The organism is Streptomyces sp. NPDC002076, assembly GCF_053593835.1.
On the sequence record NZ_JBSFDI010000027.1, the window covers coordinates 39,029 to 52,984 of the forward strand.

General features: G+C 69.2%; 13 protein-coding genes and 1 pseudogene. 5 read left to right on the forward strand and 9 right to left on the reverse strand.

Translation table 11 applies throughout. The features are described 5' to 3' along the window. Nucleotides 1-1,158: 1,158 nt before the first annotated feature. From ACWCQS_RS38765 to ACWCQS_RS38775, 3 genes are all read right to left on the reverse strand, one after another. A complete protein-coding gene (locus ACWCQS_RS38765; protein ID WP_451008845.1) occupies nucleotides 1,159-1,467 on the reverse strand; it encodes a calcium-binding protein in 309 nt (102 codons plus the stop codon). Then, on the reverse strand, nucleotides 1,464-2,678 hold the full coding sequence (locus tag ACWCQS_RS38770) for a hypothetical protein (protein ID WP_451008846.1): 1,215 nt from the start codon (nucleotides 2,676-2,678) through the stop codon (nucleotides 1,464-1,466). The genes ACWCQS_RS38765 and ACWCQS_RS38770 overlap by 4 nt, the downstream gene beginning before the upstream one ends. A gap of 88 nt (nucleotides 2,679-2,766) precedes the next feature. Continuing rightward, nucleotides 2,767-3,705 (reverse strand): hypothetical protein, encoded by a 939-nt coding sequence (locus ACWCQS_RS38775; protein WP_451008847.1) that lies wholly within the window; start codon nucleotides 3,703-3,705, stop codon nucleotides 2,767-2,769. An 817-nt stretch (nucleotides 3,706-4,522) separates the two neighbouring features. Here ACWCQS_RS38775 and ACWCQS_RS38780 point away from each other — a divergent pair. Together ACWCQS_RS38780 and ACWCQS_RS38785 are read left to right on the forward strand one after the other, a co-directional pair. Next, nucleotides 4,523-4,942: pseudogene (locus tag ACWCQS_RS38780) on the forward strand (transposase); the annotation flags it as partial. A gap of 149 nt (nucleotides 4,943-5,091) precedes the next feature. Then, nucleotides 5,092-5,220, forward strand: coding sequence for a hypothetical protein (locus ACWCQS_RS38785; protein ID WP_451008848.1), 129 nt, complete (start codon nucleotides 5,092-5,094; stop codon nucleotides 5,218-5,220). Nucleotides 5,221-5,805: 585 nt separating this feature from the next. Here ACWCQS_RS38785 and ACWCQS_RS38790 read toward each other — a convergent pair. Further along, nucleotides 5,806-6,189, reverse strand: a complete 384-nt coding sequence (locus ACWCQS_RS38790) for a hypothetical protein (protein ID WP_451008849.1) — start codon at nucleotides 6,187-6,189, stop codon at nucleotides 5,806-5,808. 151 nt (nucleotides 6,190-6,340) lie between these two features. Next, a complete protein-coding gene (locus tag ACWCQS_RS38795; RefSeq protein ID WP_451008850.1) occupies nucleotides 6,341-6,982 on the reverse strand; it encodes a TetR/AcrR family transcriptional regulator in 642 nt (213 codons plus the stop codon). Nucleotides 6,983-7,081: 99 nt separating this feature from the next. Here ACWCQS_RS38795 and ACWCQS_RS38800 point away from each other — a divergent pair, with 99 nt between their 5' ends. Beyond that, nucleotides 7,082-8,071, forward strand: a complete 990-nt coding sequence (locus ACWCQS_RS38800; RefSeq protein WP_451008851.1) for a 4,5-dihydroxyphthalate decarboxylase — start codon at nucleotides 7,082-7,084, stop codon at nucleotides 8,069-8,071. Here ACWCQS_RS38800 and ACWCQS_RS38805 read toward each other — a convergent pair. Next, nucleotides 8,068-8,310 (reverse strand): hypothetical protein, encoded by a 243-nt coding sequence (locus ACWCQS_RS38805; protein ID WP_451008852.1) that lies wholly within the window; start codon nucleotides 8,308-8,310, stop codon nucleotides 8,068-8,070. The two genes, ACWCQS_RS38800 and ACWCQS_RS38805, sit on opposite strands and share 4 nt — an antisense overlap. Nucleotides 8,311-8,825: 515 nt before the next feature. Here ACWCQS_RS38805 and ACWCQS_RS38810 point away from each other — a divergent pair. Next, the gene (locus tag ACWCQS_RS38810; protein ID WP_451008853.1) at nucleotides 8,826-9,341 is read left to right on the forward strand and encodes a hypothetical protein; all 516 of its coding nucleotides are present in this window, start codon (nucleotides 8,826-8,828) and stop codon (nucleotides 9,339-9,341) included. A gap of 537 nt (nucleotides 9,342-9,878) precedes the next feature. Here ACWCQS_RS38810 and ACWCQS_RS38815 read toward each other — a convergent pair. Next, entirely contained in the window at nucleotides 9,879-10,304 is a 426-nt protein-coding gene (locus ACWCQS_RS38815) for a hypothetical protein (protein WP_451008854.1), read from the reverse strand. A gap of 899 nt (nucleotides 10,305-11,203) precedes the next feature. On the opposite strand from ACWCQS_RS38815, the gene ACWCQS_RS38820 reads away from it, so the two are divergent. Beyond that, nucleotides 11,204-11,821: a hypothetical protein gene (locus ACWCQS_RS38820; RefSeq protein WP_451008855.1), complete on the forward strand. Its 618-nt coding sequence runs from the start codon at nucleotides 11,204-11,206 to the stop codon at nucleotides 11,819-11,821. A 75-nt stretch (nucleotides 11,822-11,896) separates the two neighbouring features. Here ACWCQS_RS38820 and ACWCQS_RS38825 read toward each other — a convergent pair whose 3' ends face one another. Together ACWCQS_RS38825 and ACWCQS_RS38830 are read right to left on the reverse strand one after the other, a co-directional pair. Beyond that, nucleotides 11,897-13,279 (reverse strand): ATP-binding protein, encoded by a 1,383-nt coding sequence (locus ACWCQS_RS38825; RefSeq protein WP_451008856.1) that lies wholly within the window; start codon nucleotides 13,277-13,279, stop codon nucleotides 11,897-11,899. Next, entirely contained in the window at nucleotides 13,276-13,953 is a 678-nt protein-coding gene (locus ACWCQS_RS38830) for a response regulator transcription factor (RefSeq protein ID WP_451008857.1), read from the reverse strand. Before ACWCQS_RS38830 ends, ACWCQS_RS38825 begins: the two co-directional genes overlap by 4 nt. Nucleotides 13,954-13,956: the final 3 nt, after the last annotated feature.

Below are 13,956 nucleotides of genomic sequence, written 5' to 3' on the forward strand. Positions count from 1 at the left end.
GCCGAAGGCGTCCCTTCAGGGACCGTGCCTTGCGCGCTGCCCGCGACCGTCCACAAGGACGCAACAACTGGTCACTGGCACGTGTTCAGGAGCCGCTGCCGCCACGTCGTGCGCGGCGGCAAGGACCTGGCCGCGGCCACGGACGCCCTGAGCCGGCGCCCGGACCCGCCATGTCCGCAGTCGCAGAGCCGGACCGCGCGGGCCTGGTGACCATGACGCTGCCCGGGCGCTGTTCTGCACGGCTGAGGCGAGCGGCTCCGGCCGGCCTGGAACAGACGAGATCTTTGACGAGTGGCTCGACAGCGGATTCGACGTCGCCTTCTACCGCAGCTCGGGCCGCCCCCTTCAGGCACGTGCTGTCAGCCAGGGGGAGTGTGTTCCCGGATCGCTGATCAGCAGCCGTATCGGAAGGGCCCGGTTGGAGTTGGTCTGCCTCAATCCTCACCGGCGCGCACCCGTCGGGCCCCGGGAGCCGGACCCGGTGTCTGCGGAAGACGAGGAGGCCGACGGAACAGATGCCCGGACGGGTGCCGGCATGCCCGGCATCCGCCGGGGAGACGAGGAGGACAAGCGGCGGTACGCGAAGATCGAGTACCAGGAGGACACCGGCTGCAGCGATCCGGCCGCGCGGGTCACCGCCAGCGGATCACGCCGCGTGGCCAAGGCATGCAGCGTCGACGGCACACCACTGAGCACACCAGCGACAATGCCCGCGCGCACCCCAGTTCCGAAGACGGTCATACCCTTGGGCCAACACCATGCGGGCACACTCCGCAATGACACGCCGGTAGGTCACGCAGAGCTACTTTTTCCCTGGAGACACAGGTGGGAGTCCGGGGGACTTCCATCGAGGCGGGATCGCCCGGTCGGCGATGAACGTCGCCCTGGACGGCGTGCGTGTCCGCCATCGCCTTCAACACGGCGAGCCCGCACCCTTGCGTGGTGGCCCGTGCCGCAAGCTACGGGCGCTCGCTATCCGCCAGGCGGGCCCTTTCCCGCCGCAGCCGTCCTGCGCGGCGGCCCCTGCGACACCTCGGCCCAGGGGCGCGCCGGCTCCCAGAAGGAGTGGGTGGCGAAGTCAGGATCTCCACGCGGCGGTCAGGGCCTGGGCGGCCCCACAGGGGGCAGCCACGAGGAAGGGCCCGGCGCGTAGGCGGCTCATGATGTCCAGTGCCGGTAGGCCTCCACCCAGGCCCATCCCTCAGGCGCGGGGTCGGGCAGCGGTAGGTCGAGGATGCCGATCGCCTGAGCGTGCCGGCCGTGTCTGCACAGGGCGGCGATGCCGCTGCCGGGCCGGTCCTGGAGTGCGGTGACGGTCACGGGGATGCCGAGCACGACGGTGGTGAACGGCAGGGCCAGGCGGTCCTCGATGACCTCCTGGAAGGCGGCGAGCTGTTCGTGCTCGTCGTAGGCATCGACGATCGCCTCGGCGACCAGGGCGTCGAGTGCGGCGGTGGACAGCCTCATCGCCTCTTCTTCCCTTGCGTGCGCAGGAGTTGTGCGAGGCGGGCGCCGACCGGGGTGATGCTGGGCAAGGGCTCGTGGGCGAAGTGATCTGCCTTGCGGCGGCGCAGCAGCTCCTCCCCGTCCCGCGCCCAGGCGAAGGTGGGCTTGCGCAGGAGTGCGCGGAAGACGGCGTCGGCGTTCGTGGGATGCCGCTGGATGAGTCGGCGGATGGCCATGGGAGCGACGGAGTCGTCGTTCAGGTACTGCCTGAGCCGGCTCAGGTAGGTGCGGTCACGGGCCAGGGCGGGATCGGCGAACAGCGCATCGAGGTGGCCGAAGTCGGCGTAGTAGCACAGGCCTTCGGTCTCGTCGAAGATCACGGCGACGGTGTCCGCGTCGCGGAGTTCTTCGGGCAGACTGCTGAGCTCGTCAAGGGAAGGCCTGCCGTTCATCGCCTGCGTGGCGGTTTCGTCGTCGAGTTCGGCCAGGGCCTTGTCCTGCCGGTGACGGTGGTACTCCCGCATCCGTACGGGCGCCTCGCCGGCATCCAGGACGAGCATGTCGGTACCGAACACCTCGATGAAGTCGGCGCGGGCTTCGGCCTGCATCTCCCACGCCTTGCGCAGCATGTCGGGATTGCGGCGCAGCACATGCGGATGGACGGTGAGCGTCTGGACGGCAATCTGGGCCAGCTGCGGTCCGTCACCGGGTGGGTAGGTGGTGAGGTTGCCGCTGACCAGCCAGACGTCCGTGTCGGGGTGGACGGGCACGATACGGCCGGCCACGAACATCCCTGTGCGCAGTTTCCCAAGGGCGCGCCGGCCCAGGTTGGAGTGGACCCGGTAGAGGAGGTCATCGAGCAGGTTGTGCAGGACGACGGCAGCCCCTTCGCAGGCCTGTACTTCGAAGACTGCCTCCACCACGTCGCGCCAGCCGAGCAGCATCGCCCGCTCGTCCTCGCTCAGCGGCGGCCGCCGCTGGGTCACAAACCGCTCCAGAACGCTCGAGCCGTCCGCCAGCCGGTGCTGCAGCACGAAGTGGTCGATGGTCTCGATGACCATCGCCTCGTCCAGGAAGCCGAGCCGGTCCGCCGCCTCCTCGATCCGGGCATCCAACCGCCGGGCGAAGCGGGGACTGTGCGCGAAGGCCACCAGCTCGCACTTGAGGTCCCCGCTGCGTGCCACCAGCCGGGCGATGCGGGGCAGCACCGTGGGGGAATCGCCGTGTTCCACTACTGCTTCTTCCTGCCTGTCCTTGCTGTGTGGGGTGCGTTGTCGCGAGCCGCCGCCCCGGGGGGCGGGTGCGGTCCGTGCCTGGACGTCAGGGGCCGGGCGGCCGGGTGTGGTCCATGAGGTGTTGCGCGAGCCGTTCGGCATTCAGGGCGCGCACGGCGGCGTCGACGGCATCGCGGTCGGTGAGGTCGACGTCCCGCGCGGCGAGGGCGGCCGCGATCTGCTTGGCCGGGCCCCACGCCTCCTCGTCGTCGAAGGCCGCACGGAAAGCGGTCGTATGTGCCTCGATGGCGGCGACGACGGGAGCGATCCACGGCTTGGGGACGCCGCGTTCGGTGAGCGCGAAGGTCACCCATCGCTTCAAGACAGCGGGCAGGAGAGCGCGGTGTGCCTGATCGAGTACCGTCTTGCGGGGCAGCCAGTCCCCCAGGAAGACGGCGATCTGGCCGGGGCTCCAGCACAGCGGCCCACGGCTGAGGTAGTTCTCCGCGTAGTCCAAGAACAGCTCGGCCAGCGACCGGGCGGTGTCGGCTTCCTCCGCGGCAGGGGCGCCCGCCTGTGCGAACGCATCGAGCACACGGGCCCGCTCGCCCTGTGCAAGCGGCTGGTGCTCGGGCCAGTCGGGCAGGTGGTCGCGGCAGCGTGCCCAGGCCAGTGCCCGCAGCCCGACGACATCCTCATCGTCGGGGCGAGGCCAGGTCATGTCCGTCAGCCGAAGCGCCGCGGCAAGATCGGCGAGCACCTCGGCCGCGTCCTGCTCGACCAGCGGCATCGGCACCTCGCCCTGACCCCGCGTCGCCTCCCAGGCGCGGGCCGCCTGTGGCATAAGCAGCGCCAGCCTGTCCACCAGCGTGCCGCCGACCTCGCCGATGTGCGCCATCAGCGTGTGCGGGACCAGGCCGTCGTAGTCGATGAACAGCACCCGCTCGCTGTCCCACACGTCCACCGCGCACCAAGCCCCCACCGGGCGGTGCGGGTCGGCCGCGTGCCACGCCGGCACCGGCTGTGAACCGGCCAGAACCTCCATCGTCTCCTGCAGCATGGCGTGGCCGGCGGGCGGGCCGACTCGCTGAAGCGCGGCGAGGGCGGCAAGGCCAGAGGGGGACGGTTTCGTCGAAGCCCGTCCCACCACCTCACGACATAGCACCAGTTCCGGTTCGCGTTCGGTCATCCCTGCACCCAGCCACGCCTCGCCCAGGCAGCCACTCGCCCACGCCTCCGCGGCAAGGACATCTGCGTCTTCAAGGCGCAGTGTTCGGGCCTGCCGTAGCACACGATCCGACAACCGCAGAGGGCCTGGCGAACGGCGGACTGACTGTTTGCCGCGACGCGATGTGCGGCGGCCACGACTCTTCGGCACGCCCTCGAGTCTGACAGAGCAGCATGCGCCGCGGACCGAGTAGTTCGAGGACAACCCTCGCCAGGGTGATGAAGGCCGACTTCGCCGCTTCAGCTCAGCAGGCAACGAGCCTGCTGCTGGGACGATCGAAGTGCAGGAAGAGCAAGAGCCGTTCCGGCCCTCGGTGACCAGGGGGTAGCGCCACATGGGCCGACTGGCGGACGCGTTCGCCGCCAACGACGTCGCCCGCAACCTGCACCTCACCCGCCGTGATCCCCTGTTCGCCTCCCTTGGCCTGGCCCGCCAGGGGGCCATCCACGGCGGGGCACAGGACCGCACCGGTACCCGCCGGGCGTTCGAGCAGGCGCAGGACGCCATGCTGCGCGCCGACCCCACCGACTACCGGCCGGTGTGGATGCTCGCCTTCTACGACCAGGCCGAGCTGGACTTACTGGCCCTCTCCGCGCACTTGGCCCTCGGTGACTACTCGACGGCCGACCACCACGCCCACAGCGGCCTGGTCAAGGCCGTGCGCAACGTCATGCTCGGCGCCGGCTATCAAAGGTGCCGCGTTCACTTCCTGCGCAACGTCTTCGCAGTGATCCCGAAGGACTGTGCCGAGATGGTGGCGGCGACCATCCGCACGATCTTCGCCGAACCCACCGCAGCAGCCGTCCGGGCCCAGCTCGACACCGTCGCTGACATGCTCGGCCGACACTTCCCCAAGGTCAGGGGCATGCTCCTGGAGGCGAAGGAGGATCTGACCGCGTTCGCGGACTTCCCTGATCGGCACTGGAAGAAGATCCAGTCGACCAATCCGCTGGAGCGGATCAACCGCGAGATCAAGCACCGGACCGACGTCGTCCAGATCTTCCCCAATCCCGACGCCCTCGAGCGCCTCAACACCGCCGTCCTCGTCGAGATGTCGCCCTGTTCTTCTGGAGCGGAACGGCACTGATCACATTCGGCCCTGTTCTTCTCCTGACCGTGTTGTCCGTTGCCTGGGCACAGCCTCTGACGTCGGTACTCCCGTCGGCGAAGGTGACACTGATCCAGACCGGGCTCACTGCGGCCATGCTGATACCTCTGTACTTCGCCCCCGGCATCCGCCGCCTCGCTCGTTCTGCCCGGTACGCGCTGCTGGGCCCCCTGGCCACGGCCATCGTCCTGGCTGTACTCCTGTGCACCGGCACCAACGCCTGACGAGCCTCTCTCCTTGAGGCAATCTCCCCCGGCCTGCCACGTTTCCGCAGAACAGCGAAATCCGTCGATTCCCCACACACCACAAGGGGCCGGCCATTTAGCCGAGCGCGGAAAAGCCCCTGACGCGGGCTTCGCACAGGGCGAAGGCTGTGGCCCTGACGGGCCCCGGCAGTGATCCACACCGAAGAGCCCCCTCCCACAGCCCAAGGGCAACTGCAGGCAGGGGGCTTCTTTAGGGTGGGTTACTTCTTCTTGCCGTGGGTCTCGTGGTGACCCGGCTTGTGGTGACCCGGCTCGTGGTGACCCGGCTCGTGGTGACCCGGCTCGTGGTCGATAGTGGTGGGGTCGGTGGTGGTGTGAGTGGTGGTGTCGCCGCCGCCGGTGACGGTGACGGTGTTCGTGACGACCTGGGGCGGGGTGTTGCGGGCGACGCGGACCCTCAGGGTGATGGGCGGGTAGCTGCTCCCAGCATTGAGGACATCGCTGCGGGTGCACGTAAGGGAGGACAGGGTGCAGCGCCACCCGCGGCCTGTGATGCCCGTGGCGGTGAGCCTTGACGGGAGCCAAAGGCTTCATGCACGCCGGTCACATGACAATTGCCGGCAGCACGCGCTCTTCGTCCGTCTCGCCAGTGTCCGGGTTAAGGACATAGACCTGGAACGGGGCCCACGCCCGACCGGCGAGGACTTCGAGTTCGCTGTGGGAGGGGACCAGCAGGGCCAGTTCTTCCGCCCACGCTCTGAGTCGGCGCGGGTCCGGACAGGCGACACCGACCAGTGTCCACCGCACGCCATAGGGTCCGCTGCGTTCATAGACCGGCCTGCCGTCGCCATACCGGGGATCCGGCGCGCCGAAGACCGGGCTCCGATCGAAGAACCGCTCGGCCATGGCCCGAAAGTACTTCCACTGCTGCTGGTCAAAGCCCATGCGGTCCCGGAACGCGGCATACGCACGCTCCTTGGCCCGCACCGGCCCGAACCCGGCCTCGGTGCCACTCTCCCACCGCCGTCCGTGGCCTGTCAGCGGAACACCACCGCGGCGTGGGCCATCATGGCGCCGGCGGATGCGGGGGTGCCGCATCCGCATGTGCAGCGGATTTGCAGCCTGAGCTGGGGAACGCTCACCGCGAGGTGTTGTCCGGGCGCTCGGCTCCGTCGAGCAACCCCCGGACGGCGTCGTTGAATCCGGTCGTGTCGGTCAAACCGAAGGCCACACGCTGGAGCAGGAATCCGTGCAGCAGACCGATCAATACCCGTGCGCCGCTCTCCGGCTCCACGGTTTGGACAGCGCCCGCCGCTTGTCCGCGGCGCAGGGCGTCGGCGATGCTGCGACGGACCCTTTCGAAACCCTCCAAGGCGCGGGCGTGCAGGCCGTCGTTGCGCAGCAGTTCCGACCAGGTCTGCACGACGCACTGCAGCAGTTCCTCGACCGGCACCACCTGCCCTGCGGCGTCCGTGATGGTCTCGGCACTCAGTGCCTGAAGGGAGGCGGCGACCAGGTCGCCCAGGGAAGGGGCGTCAGCGGCCACGGCCACCCGCTCCATCGGCTCGAAGATCAGCCGGAAGGCGTCCGCGGCGATGGCCAGGATGATCTCCTCCTTGCTCGCGAAGTAGCGGTAGGGGGCACCCGCAGAAACACCGGCTGCGGCGGCGATGTCCGGCATCGAGGTCTGGTGGAAGCCGCCCCGTGCGAAACACCGGCGCGCTGCCGCCACGATCTCCGCACGCTTGGCTTCCCGACGCTCGGGCGTGATGCGCGGCATGGCCCGCCTCCCTCAAAGTGAATGATCTTTCATCTTGACAGGGGACCATATCGGGGCCACCGTGAAAATGAAAGCTCATTCACGGAAGCGAGGATCTTGATGAGCATCGAGCTGACCATCGGCACCTACCGGTACGAGCACACCGAGGCGCTCTTCGACGGCCGCGTGAAGATCGACGAGGTGGACGCCACCCTTGAGACGGAGCCCCTGGTCTCGGACCTCTTCCGCCACATGCTCGAAGGTCGCTACGACATAGCGGAACTCGGCTTGACCTACTTTCTGCGCACCTTCGACCTGGACGCGCCATTCATGGCGCTGCCGATCTTCCCGAACCGCAACTTCCGGCACTCCGCCATCTTCGTGAACACCGAGGCGGGAATCGAGAAGCCGCAGGACCTCGCCGGCAAGACAGTCGGCGAGTTCGCCCTCTTCGGGCACGACGCCGGGGTCTGGCCCAAGGGCATCCTGTCGGACGAGTACGGCGTGACCGCCGACCAGTGCCGCTGGGTCATCGGCGGCACCAACCATCCCATCCCCGCGTTCGACTGGGTCCCGCAGCCGGTGCCGGACGGCGTGCACGTGCGACACGCCGACGACGGCCAGACCCTCGGCGCCATGCTCGAGTCCGGAGAGATCGACGCGCTCATCTCGGTCGACGTGCCCCAGGCCATGGTGCGGGGATCGACGAAGATCGTCCGGCTCTTCCCCGACTATGAGAACGTCGAGCGCGAGTACTACCGGCGCACCGGGATCTTCCCCCCGATGCACATCGTCGCGGTCCGCAAGGACCTGGTGCACCGTTCCGAGGACCTGCGCTCGGTCTACCGCGCCTTCCTCAAGGCCAAGGACCTGGCCGAACGCAAATACATCGAGGACGCCCCGAAGCAGCACATGAGCCTGGTGACCCCCTGGTTCAGCAGCCTGTTCGAACACAACCGCAGCCTGCTCGGCGAGGACTGGTGGCCCTACGGCCTGCGCGCGAACCGCAAGGCGGTCGACACCTTCCTGCGCTACCACCACGAGCAGGGCCTCTCCAAGCGCCTGCTGACCAGCCGCGACATCTTCATCCCCGAGTTCCTCGACACCTAGTCGCACCGATCAGGGGTCAAAAGCACCCACCAGTCCCGCAAGGACACCGTGTTCCACCGCGATGCCTTCGCCATCAACTGAGACCCGTACAGGGCGGCATGGAAGGCGGCGGCAAGCTCGCGAGCCCGCTCCTCGCTCCGCACGCCGTGCAGCATGAAGTACACCGGACCTGCGTGACCCACGCCGGCCTTCTGCTCGCGGACCAGATGGACGATGGCCGCCCGCAGGCCGTCGTTCACGGCGTCGTCGACGGTGTGAAAATCGGGCCGCTTCTCGCCTACGAGGGATGAGAAACAGGCACTGTACGACAACCGACTCCCGAGGCCGGGGGGGCACACCCCCTGACGGGGGCTCAACGGGGGCTGGGCCCGGCCCCTGACGGGACCCAGGACGGCCAGGCACGGGACCGGGGCCGGTCGGCCCCGGCGCGAACCGCCCGTCCCCGGCCAGTAGACGGTGCGGCCCCGCTGCCCCTTCCGCCGGGCGCTGTACGACAACCGACTCCCGAGGCGGGGGGACCGGCCGTCGGCCGGCACCCCCTGACGGGGGCTCAACGGGGGCTGGGGCCGGGCCCCTGACGGGACCCAGGATGGTCGGGCGCAGGCCAGGGGGGCGGTGGAGGCACGGCGCACCAAGGCCCGTGCCGCGCAGATTGGGACCACGGCGCGGTGGCCGCCGCCTCCCACGGGCGCCGCACGCCGATCCCCGGGCGGCACTTCGGCGCACGACTCCTCCACGGTTGTACCTTCGGCTGATGCGACGCAAGACAGAGGCCCGCGATCGTTCATCACCGGACCGGCAGGCCGCAACGCCTGAGGGCCACGCAGCGCAGGCGGCGGTGGCCGAGGTGAGTGCCGCTGTGGCGCGGGAATTCGACGCTGCCGATCACATGGTCGACCTGGAGCTGACCACCATGCCGCTGGCCGGTCGATTCCCGCCCCGCCGGCCGCTGGAGCAGCTCGCGGCCACCTCCCTGCCCGGTACGCACATCCGCGCCGTCACCCCGGTCAAACCGCCATGGCGCTGGATCGAACTCCTCCATGGCAGCCTTGAGACGACGGTCCCCGCCTCCGGACGGACCGACACAGCTCGCTTGCGGAAAATGAGCGCGCTGCGGATGGCCCAGGCCATCGATCGGCACCTGGGCGCGGTGAGAATCGCGGCCCGGCTCGACCTCGCCTGCGAGGCATCGAGTCCGGCCTGGCAGCACGCCTACGTCCTGGTCACGGCCACCCACCTCGCCGGGCTCCTTGTCACCGTCGAAGACTGAGGGGGTGACCTCGGGCGGCGTGGACGTCGGACGGTGGCTGAACCGGCAGCGCCAGCACGTGAAGTGGAAAGGGCGGGGCGGACGAGCCGTCGGTGCTGGTGGTCACCGGCCTGGGCATGGCCGACCTCTTCTTCATCCGGCCGCAAGTTTCCGCCAGTTACCGGACGTCGTCCGCCGGTGTTCGTCGGCCACCCCGGACGAGGCGGCTCTGCAGTAGCCGGTCCGCACCGGTCCGATTGCCCGGGACTGCGGCCCGGCATGCTGCGCGTTCCGGAGGAAGGTGGTGGCCTGGATTCATCCTGGAATCAGTACGCCCCGCCGCCACCGACGGCGTCCGCGCCGCGCCACCGGAATGTCACCACGATCGCGTCACCTACGACAGTGCGTGGTGCTCGGCGTGGCTGGCCGTATGCGTGGCGCCCCGCCACAGGCGGCGCGGAGGGAACGCCACGAACACTGTCGCCAGGCTACCCCAGCCGCCAGACCGGGAACCACAGAACAGGCGTACGGGGCACGGTGGTCAGCCGGCGCATCCGCTTATGGGCGCAGGGTGGAGGTGTATTGGCTCCTGCTGTCGCCGAGGTAGTTGTTGGTGTCGTAGGCGCCCTTCGAGGTGAGCAGCCAGTAGGAGTTCACCATCGGCTCGAAGTGCCACGTGCCCGTATAGGCGGTCTTGCTGAAGGTGACATGCAGGTAGACGTGGCCGACCTTGCCGGAGGCGACCTTCACCGTGGGCGAGTAGCCGGGCAGGCTGAGACCGATCAGACCGTTCGAGTCGTAGTAGCTGGCCTTCTCCCAACGGTGGTGTACCGGATTCCACCACGTAGCGGAGATCCCCCGCATCTGCTTGAAGCCCGGGGCAGCGAAGTTCCACAAGGACAGCGCAAAGCCGGCCGGGGCCAGAACATCCCGGGACTTCTGCATGTAGGACATGGTGACGTCGATCGTGGTGCCCCGGTGCATAGACGACGGGATACCGCTCGCCCACTCCTTCAACGACCCGATCTGATGAGTCGCAGATGCCTGCGTGCCGGCCGGGGCCGCAGACGCTGTGCCCGCGCTGGTGGGCACCAACCCCAATGCCACGGCGGCGGCAACTGCGGCGGCGCGTATACGTGTTCTCATACTGTCCCCTCCCAGTGATCCATCAGCCGCGCATCCTACGCACCAGCCCGCCCTCCCTGGGTAAGGCCACGGCAAGACCACCCGCGATACACGCCTCCACTGCTTGGGCAGCACGACCCGCTGCCGTGTGCCGCCTGAGCTATGGCTTCGGAGTGTCATCGCTCTCTGGGACCACCGAGGGCCCCTCGCTGCCCCTGCAGCAGACATAGCAGCGGCCCCGGACCAGCCAGTGGTCCGGGGCCGCTGCACAGGTGCTCGGGGGCTTCCGGACAGCGAGTGCCTGCCATCGCGCATGAGTTGAGGTGCAATCCCAAGACAGTTCGCCGGTGACTTCACCGCTTCAACCGCTTGGGCCTGGACGGGCTGGAAGACCCGGGCGGCCACCTTGGCGTTGGACTGTGCTCTGGCTGCTGACAACGAGGAGGCGATCGCGGAAGCCCTTGGGGAGGTCGTCAGACATCAGGACTACAACCCTGATGCACAGGGGGATCCTGGTGCTCCTTTGCAAAGCCAGGGGCTGAGCCTCCTGATCGACCTCGCACAGCAGGAGATCGGCCCTCTGATCTTCCCCTGAGGCACGGATCGGCTACGGGCTGCGGAGCCATATGACGAGGGGTGCAGCGGTGACGGCCCCGATGGGCGAGATCATCGGACGGCGCGAGTCCGAAGCGGGTGTATTTCTTTTGCCTCGCAGCTGTACCGCCACGTAGGGTCACCGCCTCTCAGGAGGTGAGGCCGTGACCACGTACGGCACGATGCTGATTCCCGTGCCGCTCGACCAGGCGGCCCCCGTCCTGCGCGAGGTCTGCGCGGCTGGCTATGCGATTCCCGCCGGGCCGACATTCTGCCTCGTCCATCCGGACCGGTCCGTCGACGACAACAGTGTCTTCGCGCTCGCCGGGCCGATGAGCGCCGAGTTGGGCACCCCGGTGCTGGCCGCCTTCCAGTACGACGGCGACCGACTGGAGTTGGAGGTCTGGCGGGACGGAGTGCGTGCCCACCGCTACGACTCCTGGCCGGACCGGGACGATGAAAGCGCCAACGACGCGCCCCTGGGTGCTGACCCCGCTGCGTTCCTGGACTTCGCCGCCGGGCCCGTGGACAGCCACCGCTTGGCCTCCGCGCTCGCGGACACCCCGATCGACGTGCAAGACATGGACGTCGACGGAGAACCCGGCTACGTCTGGGCCCAGGCCCTGCACTGGGACGTGTTGCGCGCGCTCGGCCACCCGGACCAGGTGATCCGCCGCGCGCAGTGGGACTACTTCCACATGCGCGGCGCGCCGCGGGCGCTCGCGGAGGTGCTGAACAGCACCGAACTCGTCGTCCTGGGCACGACCGATCGCCCGTCCTGAAATCCAACTGACCACTGACAGGCGGCCGAGCAAATCACGGCGTGGCCGCCAGCCGACGTCGTGTCACACACCTCGTCAGCGCGGCAGGGTCACGACGGCGCGTACTCCGCCGGTGTTGGCCTCGGTGAGCACGATCGTCGCTCCGTGTGCCGTGGCGATCTCCTTGGCGATCGCCAGGCCGAGTCCGGTGGACCCGCTGGTGCGGCCCCGGCTGGCGTCGAGCCTGACGAAGCGGTCGAACACGCGCTCGCGCTCCTCGGCCGGGATTCCGGGGCCGTCGTCGCTGATCTCCACGCGCACGCTGCCTGGATCCCCCCCGGAGGTGAGAGACACTCTCGATCCGGCGTGGCGGACGGCGTTGTCCACGAGGTTGCGGAACAGCCTCGCCAGGTCCTCGGGGTTGCCGGTCACGGTGGTGTCTGGTGGGACCGAGACATCGATCCGCAGGTGCGGGGCCGTGGTCGTGGCGCGGATCTCGGTGAGCAACGCGCCGAGATCGACGGTCTCCTGCCCTGCGGCCAGTTGTCCGACGTCGGCCTTGGCCAGGGTGAGCAGCTGGGAGATCAGCTCTTCAAGCCGCCCCGTCTGCCGGACCGCGCGCGTGGCGATGTCCGGCCACGGCGCGCGGCCGGGATGGGCCAGCCCCACCTCCAGGCCGGTGCGGATCGCGGTCAGGGGGCTACGGAGCTCGTGGCTGGCGTCGGCGACGAAGCGGCGCTGGCGTGCGGCGGAGTCGTCGAGCCGGGTGAGCATGTGGTTCATGGTGCTGGCCAGGTGGCCGATCTCGTCGTCGGTGCCTGGCTCCGGGACGCGCTGGGACAGGTCCGCTGCGGTGATGGCGGTGACGGTGCGCCGGATCTGCTCCACGGGCCGCAGCGCGCGGCCGACGACCCACCACACGGTGCCGCAGGCCAGCAGGAGCGTGGCCGGCACGCCGATGACGAGGAGCCGTGCGAAAGTCTCGTCAACCTGGTCGCGTTGGTTGGTCGAGGTCACGGTGACGACGGTGACCGGTCGGCCGCCGACCGTGGTGCGCTCGCCGACGACGGAGACCTCGGCGGGGAGGATGTCGTCGGCGGCCTTCTGCCGGACCGGGGCGGTGGAGCCGGGCGGGAGCGAGAACACCGCGGATCGGCCGTCGAGGTCGCGGGTGGCGGCGAGGACGGTGCCGTCCGGTGCAAGGACCTGCGCCTGGGCCTGGGCGTCGAGCACCGACGGCGGCAGGGGCCGCGGGAAGATCGGGCCGGTCGCGGACTGCTCGATCTGGACGGCGTAGGTACGCAGTTGGTCGGCGATGGTCCGCTTGGCCTGGTCGGCCTGGAGCAGATACATCACGATCAGCCCGAGCATGACGGCGGCGGTCAGCGCGATTCCCGCCAGGAACGTGACCCGGGTCCGCACGCTGCGGGGGTGAGCCGTTCGAGCCAGGCGGTACCAGCCGCACGGGTGCTCGGTCATGACTCCTCGCTCCTGATGACGTATCCCTTGCCGCGGACGGTCTCGATGACCGCAGGTGCCTCCAGCGTCTCGATCTTGCGGCGCAGCCGGTGCACCACGACCTCGACGACCGCGGGATCTCCGTCGCGGGAGGCGTCCCAACAGTGTTCCAACAGTTCGGACTTGGAGACGACGGTGCCTTTGTGCCGGAGCAGGTACTCCAGCACGGCGGCCTCCCGACCGGTCACATCCAGGGGTGCGCCGTCGCGGGTGACGGTGCGCGCGGCGGGGTCGAGCGCCAGGCCGGCGGCGGTGAGTACCGCCGGCCTGGCACCGAGGGTCCGTCGGGTCAGCGCGCGCAGGTGCGCCAGCAGGACCGGGTAGGAGAACGGCTTGGGCAGGTAGTCGTCCGCGCCGGAGTCCAGTCCCTCGGCGTGGTCGAGGTCGTCCGTCATGGCGGTCAGCATCAGGATCGGCGTCCAGCGCTCTCGCTCGCGCAGGCTCTGGGCTACTTGGTAGCCGTCCAAGCCCGGCAGCATCACGTCCAGGACGATGACGTCGTAGGCGTTCTCCGTCGCCATCCACAGTCCGTCGGTCCCGTTGTCCGCCGTGTCCACGATGTAGCCCTCGGCCGTCAGGCCCCAGACCAGGGCCTGGGCGACGTCCGGCTCGTCCTCGACCACGAGTACCCGCATGGG

Excerpts from the sequence above, each read along its gene's own strand:
- ACWCQS_RS38765 (WP_451008845.1), bottom strand. The coding sequence starts at position 1,467 with ATGAGGCTGTCCACCGCCGCACTCGACGCCCTGGTCGCCGAGGCGATC.
- ACWCQS_RS38775 (WP_451008847.1), bottom strand. The coding sequence starts at position 3,705 with ATGGAGGTTCTGGCCGGTTCACAGCCGGTGCCGGCGTGGCACGCGGCC.
- ACWCQS_RS38785 (WP_451008848.1), top strand. The coding sequence starts at position 5,092 with ATGCTGATACCTCTGTACTTCGCCCCCGGCATCCGCCGCCTCGCTCGT.
- ACWCQS_RS38795 (WP_451008850.1), bottom strand. The coding sequence starts at position 6,982 with ATGCCGCGCATCACGCCCGAGCGTCGGGAAGCCAAGCGTGCGGAGATC.
- ACWCQS_RS38800 (WP_451008851.1), top strand. The coding sequence starts at position 7,082 with ATGAGCATCGAGCTGACCATCGGCACCTACCGGTACGAGCACACCGAG.
- ACWCQS_RS38810 (WP_451008853.1), top strand. The coding sequence starts at position 8,826 with ATGCGACGCAAGACAGAGGCCCGCGATCGTTCATCACCGGACCGGCAG.
- ACWCQS_RS38815 (WP_451008854.1), bottom strand. The coding sequence starts at position 10,304 with ATGCACCGGGGCACCACGATCGACGTCACCATGTCCTACATGCAGAAG.
- ACWCQS_RS38825 (WP_451008856.1), bottom strand. The coding sequence starts at position 13,279 with ATGACCGAGCACCCGTGCGGCTGGTACCGCCTGGCTCGAACGGCTCAC.
- ACWCQS_RS38830 (WP_451008857.1), bottom strand. The coding sequence starts at position 13,953 with ATGCGGGTACTCGTGGTCGAGGACGAGCCGGACGTCGCCCAGGCCCTG.